Origin of the sequence: Exiguobacterium sp. BRG2 (assembly GCF_031844245.1) — a bacterium.
Taxonomy (GTDB): Bacteria; Bacillota; Bacilli; order Exiguobacteriales; family Exiguobacteriaceae; genus Exiguobacterium_A.
This window is the reverse complement of record NZ_JAUZUW010000004.1, coordinates 68,688-83,957: the sequence shown is the minus strand read 5'-3', so window position 1 is coordinate 83,957 and position 15,270 is coordinate 68,688. Positions and strand designations below refer to the sequence as shown.

Annotated in this window: 16 protein-coding genes; 11 read left to right on the top strand and 5 right to left on the bottom strand. The window is 45.8% G+C overall.

Annotation, left to right across the window (positions count from 1 at the left end; all coding sequences use genetic code 11):
* Positions 1-24 precede the first annotated feature (24 nt).
* Positions 25-1,434, top strand: a complete 1,410-nt coding sequence (uhpT, locus tag Q9R23_RS07085; protein ID WP_223040859.1) for a hexose-6-phosphate:phosphate antiporter — start codon at positions 25-27, stop codon at positions 1,432-1,434.
* A 44-nt stretch (positions 1,435-1,478) separates the two neighbouring features.
* Here the strand turns inward: uhpT and Q9R23_RS07080 are convergent, their stop codons facing one another.
* Positions 1,479-1,925, bottom strand: a complete 447-nt coding sequence (locus Q9R23_RS07080; RefSeq protein ID WP_311246681.1) for a hypothetical protein — start codon at positions 1,923-1,925, stop codon at positions 1,479-1,481.
* A 180-nt stretch (positions 1,926-2,105) separates the two neighbouring features.
* On the opposite strand from Q9R23_RS07080, the gene Q9R23_RS07075 reads away from it, so the two are divergent.
* The 3 genes from Q9R23_RS07075 (at position 2,106) to Q9R23_RS07065 (ending at position 5,554) form a co-directional block, all read left to right on the top strand.
* Positions 2,106-3,632, top strand: a complete 1,527-nt coding sequence (locus Q9R23_RS07075; RefSeq protein WP_311246680.1) for an FAD-dependent oxidoreductase — start codon at positions 2,106-2,108, stop codon at positions 3,630-3,632.
* 234 nt (positions 3,633-3,866) lie between these two features.
* Positions 3,867-4,886: a Delta(5) desaturase DesA gene (gene desA, locus Q9R23_RS07070; protein WP_311246679.1), complete on the top strand. Its 1,020-nt coding sequence runs from the start codon at positions 3,867-3,869 to the stop codon at positions 4,884-4,886.
* A gap of 155 nt (positions 4,887-5,041) precedes the next feature.
* A complete protein-coding gene (locus Q9R23_RS07065) occupies positions 5,042-5,554 on the top strand; it encodes a VanZ family protein (RefSeq protein WP_311246678.1) in 513 nt (170 codons plus the stop codon).
* Between the two features lie 52 nt (positions 5,555-5,606).
* Here the strand turns inward: Q9R23_RS07065 and Q9R23_RS07060 are convergent, their stop codons facing one another.
* Positions 5,607-5,816, bottom strand: a complete 210-nt coding sequence (locus Q9R23_RS07060) for a hypothetical protein (protein WP_311246677.1) — start codon at positions 5,814-5,816, stop codon at positions 5,607-5,609.
* Positions 5,817-6,187: 371 nt separating this feature from the next.
* Between Q9R23_RS07060 and Q9R23_RS07055 the strand changes: the two genes are divergently transcribed.
* Positions 6,188-7,621 (top strand): ankyrin repeat domain-containing protein, encoded by a 1,434-nt coding sequence (locus tag Q9R23_RS07055; RefSeq protein ID WP_311246676.1) that lies wholly within the window; start codon positions 6,188-6,190, stop codon positions 7,619-7,621.
* 61 nt (positions 7,622-7,682) lie between these two features.
* Here the strand turns inward: Q9R23_RS07055 and Q9R23_RS07050 are convergent, their stop codons facing one another.
* On the bottom strand, positions 7,683-9,779 hold the full coding sequence (locus Q9R23_RS07050; protein ID WP_311246675.1) for a 5'-nucleotidase C-terminal domain-containing protein: 2,097 nt from the start codon (positions 9,777-9,779) through the stop codon (positions 7,683-7,685).
* 371 nt (positions 9,780-10,150) lie between these two features.
* Between Q9R23_RS07050 and Q9R23_RS07045 the strand changes: the two genes are divergently transcribed.
* The 3 genes from Q9R23_RS07045 to Q9R23_RS07035 all read left to right on the top strand — a co-directional run bounded on the left by Q9R23_RS07045 (position 10,151) and on the right by Q9R23_RS07035 (position 12,374).
* Positions 10,151-10,273: a hypothetical protein gene (locus tag Q9R23_RS07045; protein WP_255359374.1), complete on the top strand. Its 123-nt coding sequence runs from the start codon at positions 10,151-10,153 to the stop codon at positions 10,271-10,273.
* A gap of 322 nt (positions 10,274-10,595) precedes the next feature.
* Positions 10,596-11,405: an ABC transporter permease gene (locus tag Q9R23_RS07040; protein ID WP_214730036.1), complete on the top strand. Its 810-nt coding sequence runs from the start codon at positions 10,596-10,598 to the stop codon at positions 11,403-11,405.
* Positions 11,406-11,420: 15 nt separating this feature from the next.
* Entirely contained in the window at positions 11,421-12,374 is a 954-nt protein-coding gene (locus Q9R23_RS07035; protein WP_311246674.1) for an ABC transporter ATP-binding protein, read from the top strand.
* Positions 12,375-12,527: 153 nt separating this feature from the next.
* On the opposite strand, the gene Q9R23_RS07030 is transcribed toward Q9R23_RS07035, so the two are convergent.
* The gene (locus tag Q9R23_RS07030) at positions 12,528-13,109 is read right to left on the bottom strand and encodes an LOG family protein (RefSeq protein WP_311246673.1); all 582 of its coding nucleotides are present in this window, start codon (positions 13,107-13,109) and stop codon (positions 12,528-12,530) included.
* Positions 13,110-13,187: 78 nt separating this feature from the next.
* Between Q9R23_RS07030 and Q9R23_RS07025 the strand changes: the two genes are divergently transcribed.
* Both Q9R23_RS07025 and Q9R23_RS07020 read left to right on the top strand, forming a co-directional pair.
* Positions 13,188-13,361, top strand: a complete 174-nt coding sequence (locus Q9R23_RS07025; protein ID WP_155960186.1) for an LPXTG cell wall anchor domain-containing protein — start codon at positions 13,188-13,190, stop codon at positions 13,359-13,361.
* A 292-nt stretch (positions 13,362-13,653) separates the two neighbouring features.
* The gene (locus Q9R23_RS07020; protein WP_214852246.1) at positions 13,654-14,019 is read left to right on the top strand and encodes a hypothetical protein; all 366 of its coding nucleotides are present in this window, start codon (positions 13,654-13,656) and stop codon (positions 14,017-14,019) included.
* Between the two features lie 23 nt (positions 14,020-14,042).
* Here Q9R23_RS07020 and Q9R23_RS07015 read toward each other — a convergent pair whose 3' ends face one another.
* The gene (locus Q9R23_RS07015; protein ID WP_056063302.1) at positions 14,043-14,918 is read right to left on the bottom strand and encodes a helix-turn-helix domain-containing protein; all 876 of its coding nucleotides are present in this window, start codon (positions 14,916-14,918) and stop codon (positions 14,043-14,045) included.
* Between the two features lie 147 nt (positions 14,919-15,065).
* On the opposite strand from Q9R23_RS07015, the gene Q9R23_RS07010 reads away from it, so the two are divergent.
* A complete protein-coding gene (locus tag Q9R23_RS07010) occupies positions 15,066-15,212 on the top strand; it encodes a hypothetical protein (protein ID WP_214729303.1) in 147 nt (48 codons plus the stop codon).
* Positions 15,213-15,270 lie beyond the last annotated feature (58 nt).

Sequence of the window (15,270 nt, the reverse complement as noted above, 5' to 3'; positions counted from 1 at the left end):
TGATTCAGATAGGGGAAATGGAAGATGGGCTTCTTCAGCATCAAAAAATTGCCGAATGCCGGCATACCAATCGAAGTACAACGGAAACAATGGTTACAGCAATTCTTAAAGGCATTTTTAGTCGTCTTCTTCTCATATATGGCAATGTATCTCATCCGAAACAACTTCAAGGCAGCGCAACCGCTCTTGAAAGAGGAACTAGGTTTTACGACGACGGAACTCGGTTATATCGGCTTCGCCTTCTCGATTACATACGGAATCGGGAAAACATTGCTCGGCTACTTCGTTGACGGGAAAAATACGAAACGCGTCATCTCGTTCTTATTGATTCTCTCGTCCTTAATCGTCACCGCGATGGGGCTATTGATGAGTGCCGGCGGAAGTCCGGTCGGTTTATTGATGGTTTTATGGGGACTCAGTGGGTTCTTCCAATCGGTCGGGGGACCGTCGTCGTATTCGACGATCGCCCGCTGGACACCGTTTGAAAAACGTGGACGCTACCTCGGCTTCTGGAATGTTTCGCATAACATCGGTGGAGCAATTGCCGGTGGTCTCGCACTTTGGGGAGCGAACGTCTTCTTCAACGGAAGTGTCGTCGGGATGTTCATCTTCCCAGCTGCGATCGCGCTCGTTATCGGAATCGTCGGTCTGTTCATCGGGAAGGATGATCCGGAGGAACTCGGGTGGAATCGGAGTGAAGAAATCTTCGAGGAACCGATCGAACCGGAAAACATCGCTGCTGAAAGTATGACAAAATGGCAAATCTTCAAAACGTACGTCATCTCGAACCCATGGATCTGGACGCTCTGTATCGCGAACGTCTTCGTTTACATCGTCCGGATCGGGATTGATAACTGGGCGCCGCTCTACGTCACGGAACACTTACACTTCAGCACGGAGAGCGCCGTCAATACGATTTTCTTCTTTGAGATTGGTGCGTTGTGCGGCAGTATGATCTGGGGGTATGTATCCGACTTGCTCAAAGGACGCCGGGCGCTCGTCGCAGCGATCTGTCTCTTACTAACGGCCGTCGCGGTCCTCGGTTATCGTTACGGGACGAGTGAACTTATGATTTACGCGTCACTATTTGCACTCGGTGCGCTCATCTACGGACCGCAGCTCTTGATCGGTGTCTCGGTCATCAGCTTCGCACCGAAACAAGCGACAACGGTCACGAACGGGATGGTCGGGACATTCGGTTACTTGTTCGGTGATTCGATCGCAAAAGTCGGTCTAGCAAAAATCGCTGACCCGGAAACGAACGGTCTAACGATTGGTTCGGTTACGTTACATGGCTGGAGCGATACGTTCATCATCTTTAATGCCGCGTTATTGTTCGGGTTGATTGCTCTTGCGATCGTCGCTGTCGTCGAGGAGAAAAAGATTCGTCGCCTCGGACTGCTAGAGCGTCAAGCGGATAAGTTAAGTTCGTAACAGACACGAGCACCCTCGCCTTATTTAGGAGAGGGTGCCCTTTTTTAATGAGACAAATAAGCAAGCAGAAAACCTTCTTCCAGTTTAACGTGACGAATCGAACGGTAACGGGCATGACGGAAAGGAAAATAGAAGGAAAGATCGACGGTCAGAAGTCGATTTGCATAACGCAGATAAGGTGGACGAATAAGGTAGGTTTCATTAAAGGATTCGGTGTCATGAGGACAGACGTCAAAGACTTCGAACGTGATGGTGCGTTTATCGACTGCTCGCAATTGGAGCGTTAATTTGACCGGTAAGTCACGCTCTAGACCATAACGTGTCAACGGTACAGCGGCTTGAAGGTGAAGGTGCGTCGGTCGAATCGTGATGCAGATATCTGTCAGTTCTGGAATTTCCTTTGTTAGAACGCTTGCAAAGTCATACTCATCCATACTTGCTGCAAGGGTAAAACGACGAAAGGTTTCGATGATATGGCGGCTCAGTTTCATAAAATGGACTCCTCTCTTAGGATTATCAACCTAATTATCCTCTTTTATTTTTCACTAAAGTAATTTAATTCCTTTAAATTAGAGCTTCTTTTTAAAACGATACGATTCACGCATGTTTTCGTATCGTTCAGGGAACTTTTAACATGTCGACCTATCGTGTTTTCCGAAAGGAGTTTTATGATGTCTTACTTATCCGGATTTCCGTCATCTTATTGGAAGGAAAGTACACCTGCCACTTCTTATCCCCCTTTGGATCAAGATGCGAAGCATGATGTCGTCATCATCGGGGCTGGTATTGCTGGGCTCGTCACGGCCATGCAACTGACTGAACGGGGATATGATGTCGCTGTGATCGAAGCCGGTGACGTCGCTGCTGGTACGACGGGTTATACGACGGCAAAAGTTTCCTCACAGCACGGTTTGATTTACGATACGTTAATCAAAACGGTCGGTGAAGAATCGGCGCGACTATATTATGAAGCAAATGAAGAAGCCATCACGTTTTTACGTCATCAGGTGGAACGACTCGACATAGCTTGTGAACTTGAAACGCAGGACGCGTATCTCTACGCTGCGACATCAAAAGAGCAAGCGATGGAACGAGAAGTAAAAGCCTATGAACGTTTGGGATTGAACGGTGGAGAAGCGACGCAAGAAGTTCGGAGTAAGTTGCCGTACGATGTAAAAAAAGCTGTCGTCTTGCGCGATCAAGCACAGTTCCACCCAGTCAAATATCTTCAAGGACTCGCCCGACAAATCGTCCACCAAGGGGGGGCCTTATACGAACAGACCCGTGCTGTATCGCTCGAATCGAACCGGACGCCGACAGTCATCCTTGAGAACGGTCACCGGATTGAGGCGAAGAAGGTCGTCATCGCGACCCATTTTCCGTTCCATGATTTTAAAGGGTTGTATTTTTCAAAGCTTGAAGTCCATCGCTCGTATATCGTATCGGGTCAGGTCGATGAGACGTTTCCGGACGGGATGTTCATGAGTGCCGATCAACCGAGTCGTTCTCTGCGTCACACGCGGACAGAAGACGGTCGTCTGCTTGGTCTGTTTGGGGGGGAGAATCATCTATCTGGTCACGAGACAGAGACGATGCAGCGGTATCAGCACCTTGCAGATTTTGCAAAGCATGAATTCCATGTCGAGTCGTTCGGACAGTTCTGGTCAGCGCAAGATTTAATCACGCTCGACAAGATCCCGTACATCGGACAGATGACGCCAAATGATCCGAACGTGTTCGTCGCGACCGGTTTTGCGAAGTGGGGGATGACGAACGGTATCGCAGCAGGGCTGTTACTTAGTGATTTGTTGACGGGAACACCAAACCGTTTTCGGCATCTGTTTGACCCGAACCGTTCAAAGCTAAAAACGAAGGATGCGACGCAGTTCGTCAAGAACAATGCGGATGTTGCAATCGAACTGGTTAAAGGAAAGCTGACGAAAGCGCGTCGCAGTGCCGACGAGTTACAACCGGACGAAGGTGGACTCGTGACGCATCACGGAAAAACGGTCGGTGGTTACCGGGATCCGGAAGGGAAGCTTCATCTCGTCTCGACGACCTGTACCCATATGGGATGCGATACGAAATGGAATGAGGCGGAACGGTCGTGGGATTGTCCGTGTCATGGTTCACGATTCGGTCCGACAGGAGAGGTGCTAGAAGGCCCAGCCGTCAACCCACTCAAATCGATCGAGTAAGCAGAGACGCCTGTCTCTGCTTTTTTAATTTTAAAAATAAACCGTGGACGAATTATGATATGTGATATAATTACCTGGTAATAAAAATATTTTAGCGCTAAACAATTAGAGTGCCGCTTTTGAATCGTGTTGTAGAGGCACCGTCACGACCACCGCTCACTGGTTTCATATTTTAGTTTCACTATTTTACTTAGCGTCGTGAACGCTGAAACAACCCGAGGAGGAAGCACCACTATGAGTAAAGAAAAGATTGCCCAGCTGCGCAAACATGTGTCGCCGTTTGAGAAGGCAGACATCAAAGCCAGCGTCCGGCAGATGATCAACACGATCCTGCCATTTCTCGTCCTATGGTTTCTGGCATATGAGGCCCTGAAGCTATCTGTGTTTCTCGCGATCCCGTTGGCGATCCTCGCTGCAGGATTCGTCGTTCGGATGTTCATCATCTTCCATGATTGTACCCATGGTTCATTCTTCAAAAATAAGAAGGCGAACGCCATCGTCGGGACGATCACGGGGATTTTGACGTTATTCCCGTATGAGAAATGGAAACGGGAGCACTCGATCCACCATGCATCAAGTGGGAATCTCGACAAACGCGGTGTCGGCGACATCTGGGTCATGACGATTGAGGAGTATATCGAAGCATCACGCTTCACACGTCTCAAGTATCGTCTGTACCGGAATCCACTCGTCATGTTTGGTCTTGGACCACTCTTGTTGATTCTTGTCTCGAGCCGCTTCAACCGGAAGGATGCTCGGAAAAAAGAACGCATCAACACACATGTCATCAATGCGTCGCTCGTCGTCTTGTACGGAATCCTGATCTACTTCATCGGCTGGCAAGCCTTCCTGATCATCCAAGGCACGACGATGTTTACAGCAGGTGTCCTCGGAATCTGGTTATTTTACGTCCAGCATACGTTCGAAGATTCGTACTTTGAAGATGAGAGCGAATGGGATTACGTCAAGGCAGCAATCGAAGGTAGTTCGTATTACGAATTACCGAAGGTCTTACAATGGGTAACAGGAAACATTGGATTCCATCATGTTCACCATCTCAGTCCACGTGTTCCGAACTATCATCTCGAAAAAGCACATGTCTCGACGCCACCGCTTCAGAAGGCGACGAAGATCGGTCTCTTCTCAAGTTTGAAATCGCTTCGGTATAAGCTATACGATGCGAAAAACAGAACGTTCGTGACGTTCCAAGATATCAAACACCTCTTACGCGATCCGAAACCGTCATCGTTGTAAGCTTTTCACCTCATCCATCTGGATGGGGTGTTTTTGTTGTACGAGTTGTAAAAGAGGGAAAGCACATTATATGAGAGCATTGCATGTCCGTCTTTTGGCGTATGTTCACGATAAGCATCCATGGTAGGATGTACAAAGAGAAAGGAGCGTGCATGATGCGCCGTATACCCATTGCTGCTTACGTAGGAGGAGCCACCTTACTTTCCTTATTCGTTTTCAGTTCGATGACCTATCAGCAACAATCCCTGATTCCATTTTTGACGCAACATATGCCGCTCGACTGGGTCTATGCGTTTTCCTTCGTGTCGTTCCATTATGAAGTCCCGATCAGCGTCGCGTCTCTTGGACCTGCTGCCTTCCTTGAATTCTTCATTCGGAAAGGCATGCATGCCAGTCTGTTCTTCGTTCTTGGGATTAGTCTCGTTCATTTTTTGCGCGGTCGAGGATACGCAGCGTTCCCAGCTGCCTTCTTTGCTTTCACGACGGCGATGACGATCGGTGTGTTGGATGAGTTTCACCAATTGTTGACGGGCGGACGTACACCACTCGTTGGAGACGTACTAATCGATGGTAGTGGTGCACTCGTCGGCATCGTCTTATACACTGTCATCCGTCTCTATTTAAAAGCCGATCGGATCGTTCGCGAACAAGAACAACAGCACGCATGAAAATAACCCATCGTCCCAATCCTAGGATTGAGGCGATGGGTTATTTTAGCGATTAGAACCGTTGTACCCACTCGATTTTGTACTGAGTGCGTCCGTATTCTCTTCTTAACATGTTGTCGGCTTTTTTTCGTGCTGTCGTGTGATCGCCTGCTCGAACATTCAATCGATCCGTATCGATGATCTCATCTCCGCGTAATACGTGATACTGGACGGTGTAGTCCTTTTTCATTAAATTAAATAGTCCCAAATTCATCACTCCCATATTCTTCTTCCTGTTAGTTATTATATGGGATTCCAAATTTTTCTGCAATATAAAAGAGTGACTATTGTCCCACCTGCTAATAAAAAGTTAGTGGTTCGAATGGCAGGTTGCTTTATTGTGAGAATTGCGTATAAATGCTGAAAAATCAACAAAAAACGTTCTAAAATAGAATTTTAGAAATTTTATTACATATATAATGAATATTCAGGAAAAAAAGTTACGTTATCAAAATGTGTTTGAAAATATAATTTGTCTGAATATTCTTTTGGTATGTCAGGAAAGGATTCCCTTGGAACTTTGATGGAATAACCGTTAAGATAAGAAGGGATGAGAAAGACAATGAACTAAGCGATAGATGAAGGAGATGGCGTATGGAGCAGGAGACGAATGAACGAATCGATCCCGCACAACGGATCAGGCAAGCAGTGACACGAAAAGAGACCGCTTATTTTAGTTTGTTATTAGGCGTTGCCATTTTGACAGTGGGTGGCATCATCGGATTAGTATTTGAAACAGGCGAGAGCGGTATTTATGCGATGTTCGCGCTAGTGATCCTGCTGTTATTACTTTGGTTACGTCAATGGCGACGAGTATCGCGGATTCGAAGTGAAGGGGTTCGCTTGAGTGCGGAGCAGTTCCCAGCGTTATTCGAGCAAATCGGCATATATACAGAACAATTGCAGCTGTGGCGGATTCCGGAAATCTACTTCCAGAACGATGTGAAACGACCACATGTCATCGGATTATTTCAAAAGTATTTGATCGTCCTTCCGACGTCATATTTGGAATTGACAGAGGTACGACGGTTCCAGTTACTGCTTGAACTTGCACGCATTAAACGAAATCATCAAGAAAAGCAGGTGTTGCTTTGGATCGGAAGCTGGGTTCCATTTTTACGTCCGGCATACACGCGAGCATGCGAACGGACTCGTTATCAGATGGTTCTACCGCTTGTATCCAACGAGTGTGCTCGGCAAGCGATCTTTGAGGATATTCTCGGGCCAACACTTCTTGCGACGACGGATATCGTTTCCTATACAGCGGAGAAGCGTCAGCAACGGACGTTTTCTGTCTTATTGTATGAGAAGCTACAGACCAATCTCTCCATGCTGGAACGGCTTCGCTTGACGGGTGAACCGCTCCATCAACCCCGTCCTTTCCTACGTTATAGTCAAGGAATCATCATCACGCTTAGTGTTCTGACGGTCATGTTCTTCGTCAGTGCAGGGGCAGGGATCTTGCTGAACGAAGCGGGAACGCAAACGGCAGCTAGTAACGACACGGCGACGGCAAAAACGAACGATCAGGATTTAAATGAGACGGAATTAATGGCAGCGATTCAAAAAGGAAAGCTTGAAGATATCCATCGCTTGATCCCGGAAAGTGATATGAAAGCAGTCGATGCAGATGGGGATACGGCGTTGCATTACCTCGGATATCGTAAATCCAGCACGGGACTCGAATCGGTCTTTAAGGAATTACTTGCAGCAGGCAGTGATGTCGATGCTGTCAATGAGTTCGGCGAGCGACCGTTCATTACGGCAGTCTTCAGTAACAACGATGAACTCGTCGACCTATACTTGAAGCGAGGCGAGAAAATCAACCAACAAGATGCCGATCAGTTCACGCCTCTTCATCATGCTGTTGAGGGTGAGGGGAAACAGACAGTCAAGCTATTGCTCGAGCGCGGTGCCGACCCGTCGATCAAAAATGCGGATGGCTTCACGCCGCTGATGATGGCACAGGAGTATGAACTCGATGAAATCATTGATCTGTTGAAACAGCACTCCGCGCAAACGTTATAAAACAACAACCGCAGGCTCTCTCGAATGGATCGAGAAGACCTGCGGTTGTTTTTTGTTCGTATTAGTTTGGAAGTTTTGATGTATCGACGATGCGACCTTCAATCTTGTAGTCGACTTGACCGAGTGATTTCGTGAAATCACGTAGGTTTTCCCAGTCAGAGAGACCGAGGTCCGTGACGCGACCAGCTTTGTAAGCCGTCTCGAATGGTGTGAGACCATCGCCACCTTTAGCTGTGAAGGCATTCGTTGCGATGACATATGTCTTCGCTGGATCGATGACTTCGAATGTACCGTTATTGTTCACTTCCATCTTCGTGACGCGTTCACCGGCCGCTTTTGTGCTATCGTATTCGAATTTCATACCAGAGACATGGAGGAAACCACCGTTTTCTTTCGGCGCAATACCTACGCTGATTTCAAGTAGTTCTTTAATTTCTGCACCTGATAGCTTGACAGTCGCAAGTGTATTACCAAATGGAAGCGTCGTTAAGACTTCACCGACAGTGAGTGGACCAGCATCAATGGCAGCACGGATCCCTCCACCGTTTTGCATCGCGATGACTGTATCCTTATTGTATTCTTTCGCTTTTTTGAGCATACCATCCGTGATCAAGTTTCCGAGAGCCGTTTCACTGTTGCGGACACTGATTTCGCCGCGTGGGTTTGGAAGGGCATTAACGATATTCGCACCGACTTCTTCGTTTTTCAACTCAGCGATTTGATCTGCATATGGCTTAAGGATTTCAGCCGCACGCACATCTTCTTTTGCTGTAGAAACATCAATCAATGAACCGTTATACTCAGTCAATTTTCCTTTGTAGTCGAACGTCAAATCAAGATTTCCGAGGAAATCACCGTATTGGTAGGCTTGAGCGATGATTGTCGGTTCTGCTTTGCCTGGAACGACCGTCTCATCAACGACGACCGGTTTTTCAAGTTTCGTGTGCGAGTGACCGCCGACGATGACATCAATCCCGTCGACATTACGTGCAAGCAATTGATCGTTATCGATTGCTTCGTTGTCATCAAAACCGATGTGTGTCAACGCTACGATTTTATTGACGCCACGATCTTCAAGCTTTTTGACAGCAGCTTTAGCGCTAGCAATATAGTTTGCAAACGCAACCGTACCTGGGCTTGCGATATCTTTCGTCTCTTCTGTCGTCAGACCGAAGAAACCGATTTTTTGACCTTTGTATTCCTTGATGATGCCTTGATAGATCTTGCCGCGCTCCGGCCCTGCAGTGATTGTTTTCTTTTGTAGACCCTTGAACGACTTATTTTTGCTGAAATCGACGTTCGCCGTGATGAACGGGAATTTCGCCTTAGTGACGAAGTTCTTCAAGGCGATGTTATTGTCTGTATCCCCAAGATCGAACTCGTGGTTACCGAATGTCATCATGTCGTATTTCATGTAGTTCATCAGTTCAAGATCTGCTTGACCGAGGAACTTGTTGAAGTAGAGTGTTCCAGAGAAGACGTCACCTGCATCTAAGAGAAGCGATGGTTTACCTTCTGCACGGTAAGCTGCGCGAAGTTCTTTGATGACTGTCGCACGTTTTGGTGTCTTATCGAGGTTCGCGTGCGTATCGTTAGTGTGCATCAAACCGATCGAGAAGTCATCCGTGTTGACGTCGAGAACTGTGATTTTTGCTTTTAATGTAATTGTCTTTCCGAGGCGTGTATAACTTGCGACCGCGTATTTCACACCTGCTTCGCTCGTATCGACCTTCGACCAGCGGACTGGCTTGTCATAGATGCGACCTGTCGCATAAAGAACAGCTAGTGTTTTCGGCAATTCTGGTTTTTGATCGACATAGATTGTCTGATCCGCGACCTTCTCGACGAACTTCACTGCGTAGTTCTGAATGTAGATTTTGACTTCAATCGGATTTTTTTTCTTACCGTATGTGCCTTTGACCGTTTGATAACGGTTGAACACATGGCGATCGTAAGATTTCCATGTGATCTTCTCACCTTTATATGTAGCAGGGAGTTTGACCGGAGCACCTTTCGTGAAGACGAGTGACTTGAGTTTGACCGTTTTGACTTTGACATGTGTTGCAGCCGAAACTGTCGTTTGGGCAACCGGCACGATTGCCGATGTCGTCAGGGCGACAGCCACAGCTGCTGCGTAAAGCGGTTTTGATTTGTACATACGTAAAAATCCTCCTTCAAGAGTGGGGTATGAATGCAAGGTCGAGCTGCGATCGTTGACCTCTTCTTCTACTATAAAGGGTTTGGAAAGCTTCGTGGGATGAACCTTTTGTAAATAACGTAAATTCTTAGGTCCGACAACATGACAACCCACGGGAGTCGTTCGTTCGATGTAATTTAAATCCGAACGTTCGCTTTCTTGTTTGAATGATAGCGCTTTCATTATATCTTGTCTTGGATAAAAATGAAACGAAAGAATATGAACAATCGTTAAACATTTCCATTAAATGTCGATTTTTTAGTGGTCGAAAATTGCTAAATATTGTATGATGTCAGTATACAAGCAGTTCAGATGAAAAGGGGCAACGCTGGATGAATGATACGATTCGAGGAGGCGTTCTTGTCGGCATTATTTGTGTGATTACGGTCCTCCTCGTATGGGGGCTTGCTTCGCCACCGACGACGATCGAATTTCCACATTTTAATCACGCATGAAGGAAGCAAACTAGGAGATGACCGGTGGTTACCCGCCGGTTTTTTCGTGCCTGAAAAACTACAGTTTGGTGTCGGTTCGTCCAATACATTGACACGCTTTTTCCCGATGGCTAGAATTGATTAAGTGTATATAGGAAGTATTGCTTCTATCATGCACGAGTAAACGAAGAAGGAGGCGAGTCAGAATCGACCGGGCATGGTCCCGTTCACGCGGAGGGAGCGTTCGTTTGAGCAATCGCGGACGGCATCCGTCTTTTTTGAGTGGAATCAACGAATATGAAAATAAAATACATGTATCATGAATCGGAAGGAACTTACACTTATGCTGAAAGAAATGAGAAGTATCATCCGGGAACAGGTCGATAATTTCCCCCTGATTCGCCGGTTGGCGCGATATGAAATCAAATCAGCGCATGCAGAGCAGCGCCTTGGCCTTTTATGGGAGCTCCTCAATCCGGGTCTCCAAATCTTCATCTACTGGTTCGTCTTCGGAGTCGGTCTGCGCGGAAATAAAGACGTCGATGGAAACATTCCATTCATCGTCTGGCTCCTTTGCGGGATCGTCGTCTGGTTCTTCATCAACGATGCCTTGCTTCGTGGCTCGAATTCGATTAACAGCCGTCTCGCGATGGTAACGAAGATGCGTTTCCCGATGAGTGCGATTCCATCGTATGTCATCTTGTCACGGATGTATCAGCATTTTGCGATGCTTGCCATCGTCATCGTCGTCATCATTGCGAACGGTATTCCGATCACGTGGAAACTGCTTCAATTGCCGTACTATATGATTGCCACCTACATTTTCGTCTATGCCTTTTCGCTTTGTTTTTCAACGCTTGTCACACTCGTCAAGGACATCCAGCTCTTCTTACAATCAATGATGCGGATGCTCTTTTATATGACACCGATCCTGTGGAACATCGAGCGGTTCCCGGACGTCTTGCATGGTGTCCTACGCTTGAATCCGGTCTACTATCTCGTCGAGGGATACCGGGCGAGCTTGCTCGGCGGACATTGGGTCTGGCAAGAATGGCCAACGGGTCTGTACTTCTGGAGTGTCACGCTCCTCTTATTCTCAGCCGGAACGTTCTTGCACATCAAGTTCCGTAAATCATTCACTGAGCTCGTTTAAGGGAAGGAAATCGCCATGTCTATGATTAAACTCGACCATGTCACGAAACGCTTCGACATGGTCACGACTACGAAAGAAAAATTCAAGCTCTTGTTCAAAAATCAAAGCAAGAGCGTTAAAACATTTACAGCTTTACGCGATATCTCACTTGAGATCGGAAAAGGAGAAGTCGTCGGTCTCGTCGGGATCAACGGTTCGGGTAAATCGACGCTCTCGAATCTGATTTCAGGGATCATCTACGCGAACGAAGGAAACGTCGCGATCAACGGAGAAGTCGCGATCATCGCCGTGTCCCAAGGATTGAAGAACGTGCTGACAGGACGCGAGAACATTCGCTTGAAATGTCTCCTGCTTGGGATGGACGATGCGGAAATCGAACGTCGGATGCCTGGAATCATCGATTTCGCGGATATCGGTGACTTCATTGATCAGCCAATCAAGAAATACTCGAGTGGGATGAAGTCACGACTTGGCTTCGCAATCGCCGTCAATGTCGATGCCGACATCTTGATCGTCGATGAAGCATTATCGGTCGGTGACCAAACCTTCTATAATCGTTGTATCGATAAGATGAACGAATTCAAGGACGAAGGCAAGACCATCATCTTCGTCAGTCACTCGCTCTCGCAAATCAAGAGTTTCTGTGAGCGTGTCGTCTGGCTCGAATACGGTCAAGTTCGACTCGACGGGACGACGAAGGATGTCTTACCGGAATATAAGAAGTTCCTCGCAGAATATAAGAAATGGTCAAAAGAGGAACAACATCAGTACCGTCGCGATCGCTTGAAGGAACAAGCAGCGAATGCGCGGTCCGGAAAAGAAAACGTTGATGCTGACGTCAACGTAAAACATCCTGGCTGGATTTTATCGGGTCTCGGATTACTCGCGATTGCGACAGGTAGTTTGATGGTCATTGACGAGACACCGTCTTTGACGAATCTTAGTGACGCAATCATGAAGTTCTTCTAACGTTTTACCAGATGCCTCTGCGCATCTGGTTTTTTTTGTGCCTAAAGAGTAGGAATCCTGAAACGAAATGGAGAAAACTAGTAAATGAGAGAAGAAATATCGGAAGAGGATGCGAATTCATCAAAAAAAACGGAGTCGAGGACTCCGTTTTCATCAGGTTTGTGAGCGATCCATATACGTTTTGACGCGTGGCGCTTCATATGTGGCGAAGCGTTCTAAGAGACGATCCGGATCCGATTCGACGATCAGCATCGCTCGGTGTTCGGGAATCAAGAATCCTTGACGTTCCATCGTGTCGAACAGGGTAATTAAGGAGTCATAATACCCGTCAATGTTAAGTACACCACACGGTTTTTCATGCAGACCGAGTTGAGCCCATGTGAAGACTTCGAAAAACTCTTCCATCGTTCCGGGTCCGCCAGGAAGAATAATGAAGCCATCGGCAAGCTCTGACATCTTCGCTTTCCGCTCGTGCATTGAGTAGACGAGATGCAATTCAGTCAGTCCCGGGTGTGCTAACTCCTTCTCTTGTAGAAAGTGGGGGAGGACACCGATCGCTTGACCTTGAGCCGCAAGCGTAGCGTCCGCGATAGCTCCCATCGTTCCAACGCGGGAACCGCCGTATACGAGTCCGATGTCGCGTGCGGCGAGCGCTTGACCAAGCGTACCTGCTGCCTCGCGAAAGACAGGATGCGCGCCATCTTTAGAACCACAAAATACTGCAAGTCTATTCATGAACAGAACCTCCTTTGTTATTGTCACCATAGCACATTCGGTGAGCGGACGGCAGAGGAGACCAGGAAGGAGATCGGTATGCGACCACGTACGATCGTTTGGCTCGTCCTAATTATCGCAGCAATCAATTTGGGACTTGGGATATGGATGCCGGATACATCGACTCGGACAACAATTAGTTCGATACTACTAGGTGTGATTCTCATACTCGGTATATTTTATGTCATCGCGTTACGACGATCATCAAAATAAAGAGAGCTGGTTCGACTCGTGTGAGTTGGACTAGCTCTCTTTTTGTCTGTTACGAAATTTCATCATGATGGAATATTCAAAAAAATCTATTTTCATACACAAGTTCGACATATTGATGGATGATTTGTAAAAAAAATGCAGTATTCGGGACATATGACCCGATCCAAAAGTAATAGAAAATGAAAAAAATGTGTAAAATACCATAATTATTCGTATTCGAATATTCAGAGGGGGTCTAAGGTTATATGATGTTGTTACGAAGCCATACGAAAAATAATAGGAGGTTATTTAAATGAACTTGAAAAAGAAATTAGGTTTAGCGATTGCAGCTTTATCATTGTCTGTTACTGTTGGTGCTGGCGTTGCTAGTCAGCTTGAAACTAATGTAGCGATCAAAGGATTGCCACTCGAGTACTCAGAAAGAACAGACCTAGCGATCAAAGGATTGCCACTCGAGTACTCAGAAAGAACAGACTTAGCGATCAAAGGATTACCACTTGAGTATTCAGAAAGAACAGACTTAGCGATCAAAGGATTACCACTTGAGTATGCTCCAGCTTTCGATGTAGCGATCAAAGGATTGCCTTTAGAGTATTCACAAAAAACAGATGTGGCTATTGATGGAATTCCACTTGAGTACGCAGTAAAACGAGCTTAATTGAGATTCGTACATTGATACAGCTATTTGGCTAGATATTCTTCTTTCATCGTTTTAATAATTTTTTGATACTCTTTCATTCCTAATAATTCAAACAAAAAATATGATTTATCAAAAGTTCTAATAATTTCTTGTGATGGAGCACCTAATTTATCTAAACAAGCAGCTCTTTGAGAGTACAATTGTCCGAGTAACGACATATCTTTAAATTTTAAGCTTGTTTCAATTGCTTCATCAATTATAGTAAGTGCTCGATTATGTTTTTGAAATTCTAAAAGAATCTTTGAAAAATTATACGAAATTCTAATTCGATCGACGATTAAATCATCATTGTCAAAGTTGAGATTTAATATTTCTTCATAAACATTGATACTGTATTGAAAACTTCTATTTTCAGAATACAGATTCGCAATCGCAGATTTAATTCGAATTAGCATATTTGGTGAATAATATGAAGTGGAGTATTCATTAGATAGATTTTGGAGCTCTACTATACATGTACGGTAATCGATTTTTCCTAGTCGATACGAGCAAATGAAGAAATAATATTTATATAATAATGAATGTTCAAATGAAGTATTAGCGTTAGATAGTGCGACTTTACTTTGTTTATAAATGCCTTCAAAGTCCTGATTTCTAAATTTATAAAGTAATTCTTCGTCAATCGTTCGTAAATTCGTTTGTTGATTTGTAGGGTCTAAGAACGCTGACAATGGAACTTGTAATCGCTTTGATAAAGCGTATAATAATTCGACTGTCGGTGAATGGGTACCACTCTCGATCTTGCTGATCTCTGCTTGACTGCAAATTCCGTTTGCTAAATCTTTTTGTGTCAGATTATGTTTCTTTCGCAGTCGGCGTAATGCTAAGCCGATTTGCGGTGACATGAATTGATCCATCGGCTCCTCGTCCTTTCGTGAAGATTGAACTGGTACAGGGTACCAATTTCTATTATAGAAGCGAATGGAATGGGATACCACTGATTTACTTGATTTCGTATCAATGTTTCAACGACCATCTCACTTGATTCAGAAAGGGGTACAACCATGACACTCATCTTAAAAGAAACGCGGCGTAACATGACTTCATGCGCTTGGTGTCTTAATCCTGCTACCGTCTCCGTCGCCCCCCTCGCTCATCGGGAAATGGACCGGACTAATACGAAACCAAAAGCAAATGTTAAATCGGCTTAATACACACAAAAAGGACTTCATTCGGATCGTAGAGAATGAAGCCCTTTTTTCAATCACT

What these genes read in the sequence shown, in the direction of transcription:
- Q9R23_RS07015 (WP_056063302.1), bottom strand. Translation starts at nt 14,918, where the DNA reads ATGGATCAATTCATGTCACCGCAAATCGGCTTAGCATTACGCCGACTG.
- Q9R23_RS07040 (WP_214730036.1), top strand. Translation starts at nt 10,596, where the DNA reads ATGCTGAAAGAAATGAGAAGTATCATCCGGGAACAGGTCGATAATTTC.
- uhpT (WP_223040859.1), top strand. Translation starts at nt 25, where the DNA reads ATGGGCTTCTTCAGCATCAAAAAATTGCCGAATGCCGGCATACCAATC.
- Q9R23_RS07050 (WP_311246675.1), bottom strand. Translation starts at nt 9,779, where the DNA reads ATGTACAAATCAAAACCGCTTTACGCAGCAGCTGTGGCTGTCGCCCTG.
- Q9R23_RS07060 (WP_311246677.1), bottom strand. Translation starts at nt 5,816, where the DNA reads ATGGGAGTGATGAATTTGGGACTATTTAATTTAATGAAAAAGGACTAC.
- Q9R23_RS07065 (WP_311246678.1), top strand. Translation starts at nt 5,042, where the DNA reads ATGCGCCGTATACCCATTGCTGCTTACGTAGGAGGAGCCACCTTACTT.
- Q9R23_RS07025 (WP_155960186.1), top strand. Translation starts at nt 13,188, where the DNA reads ATGCGACCACGTACGATCGTTTGGCTCGTCCTAATTATCGCAGCAATC.
- Q9R23_RS07010 (WP_214729303.1), top strand. Translation starts at nt 15,066, where the DNA reads ATGACACTCATCTTAAAAGAAACGCGGCGTAACATGACTTCATGCGCT.
- Q9R23_RS07075 (WP_311246680.1), top strand. Translation starts at nt 2,106, where the DNA reads ATGTCTTACTTATCCGGATTTCCGTCATCTTATTGGAAGGAAAGTACA.
- Q9R23_RS07020 (WP_214852246.1), top strand. Translation starts at nt 13,654, where the DNA reads ATGAACTTGAAAAAGAAATTAGGTTTAGCGATTGCAGCTTTATCATTG.
- Q9R23_RS07080 (WP_311246681.1), bottom strand. Translation starts at nt 1,925, where the DNA reads ATGAAACTGAGCCGCCATATCATCGAAACCTTTCGTCGTTTTACCCTT.
- desA (WP_311246679.1), top strand. Translation starts at nt 3,867, where the DNA reads ATGAGTAAAGAAAAGATTGCCCAGCTGCGCAAACATGTGTCGCCGTTT.
- Q9R23_RS07035 (WP_311246674.1), top strand. Translation starts at nt 11,421, where the DNA reads ATGTCTATGATTAAACTCGACCATGTCACGAAACGCTTCGACATGGTC.
- Q9R23_RS07030 (WP_311246673.1), bottom strand. Translation starts at nt 13,109, where the DNA reads ATGAATAGACTTGCAGTATTTTGTGGTTCTAAAGATGGCGCGCATCCT.
- Q9R23_RS07055 (WP_311246676.1), top strand. Translation starts at nt 6,188, where the DNA reads ATGGAGCAGGAGACGAATGAACGAATCGATCCCGCACAACGGATCAGG.
- Q9R23_RS07045 (WP_255359374.1), top strand. Translation starts at nt 10,151, where the DNA reads ATGAATGATACGATTCGAGGAGGCGTTCTTGTCGGCATTATTTGTGTG.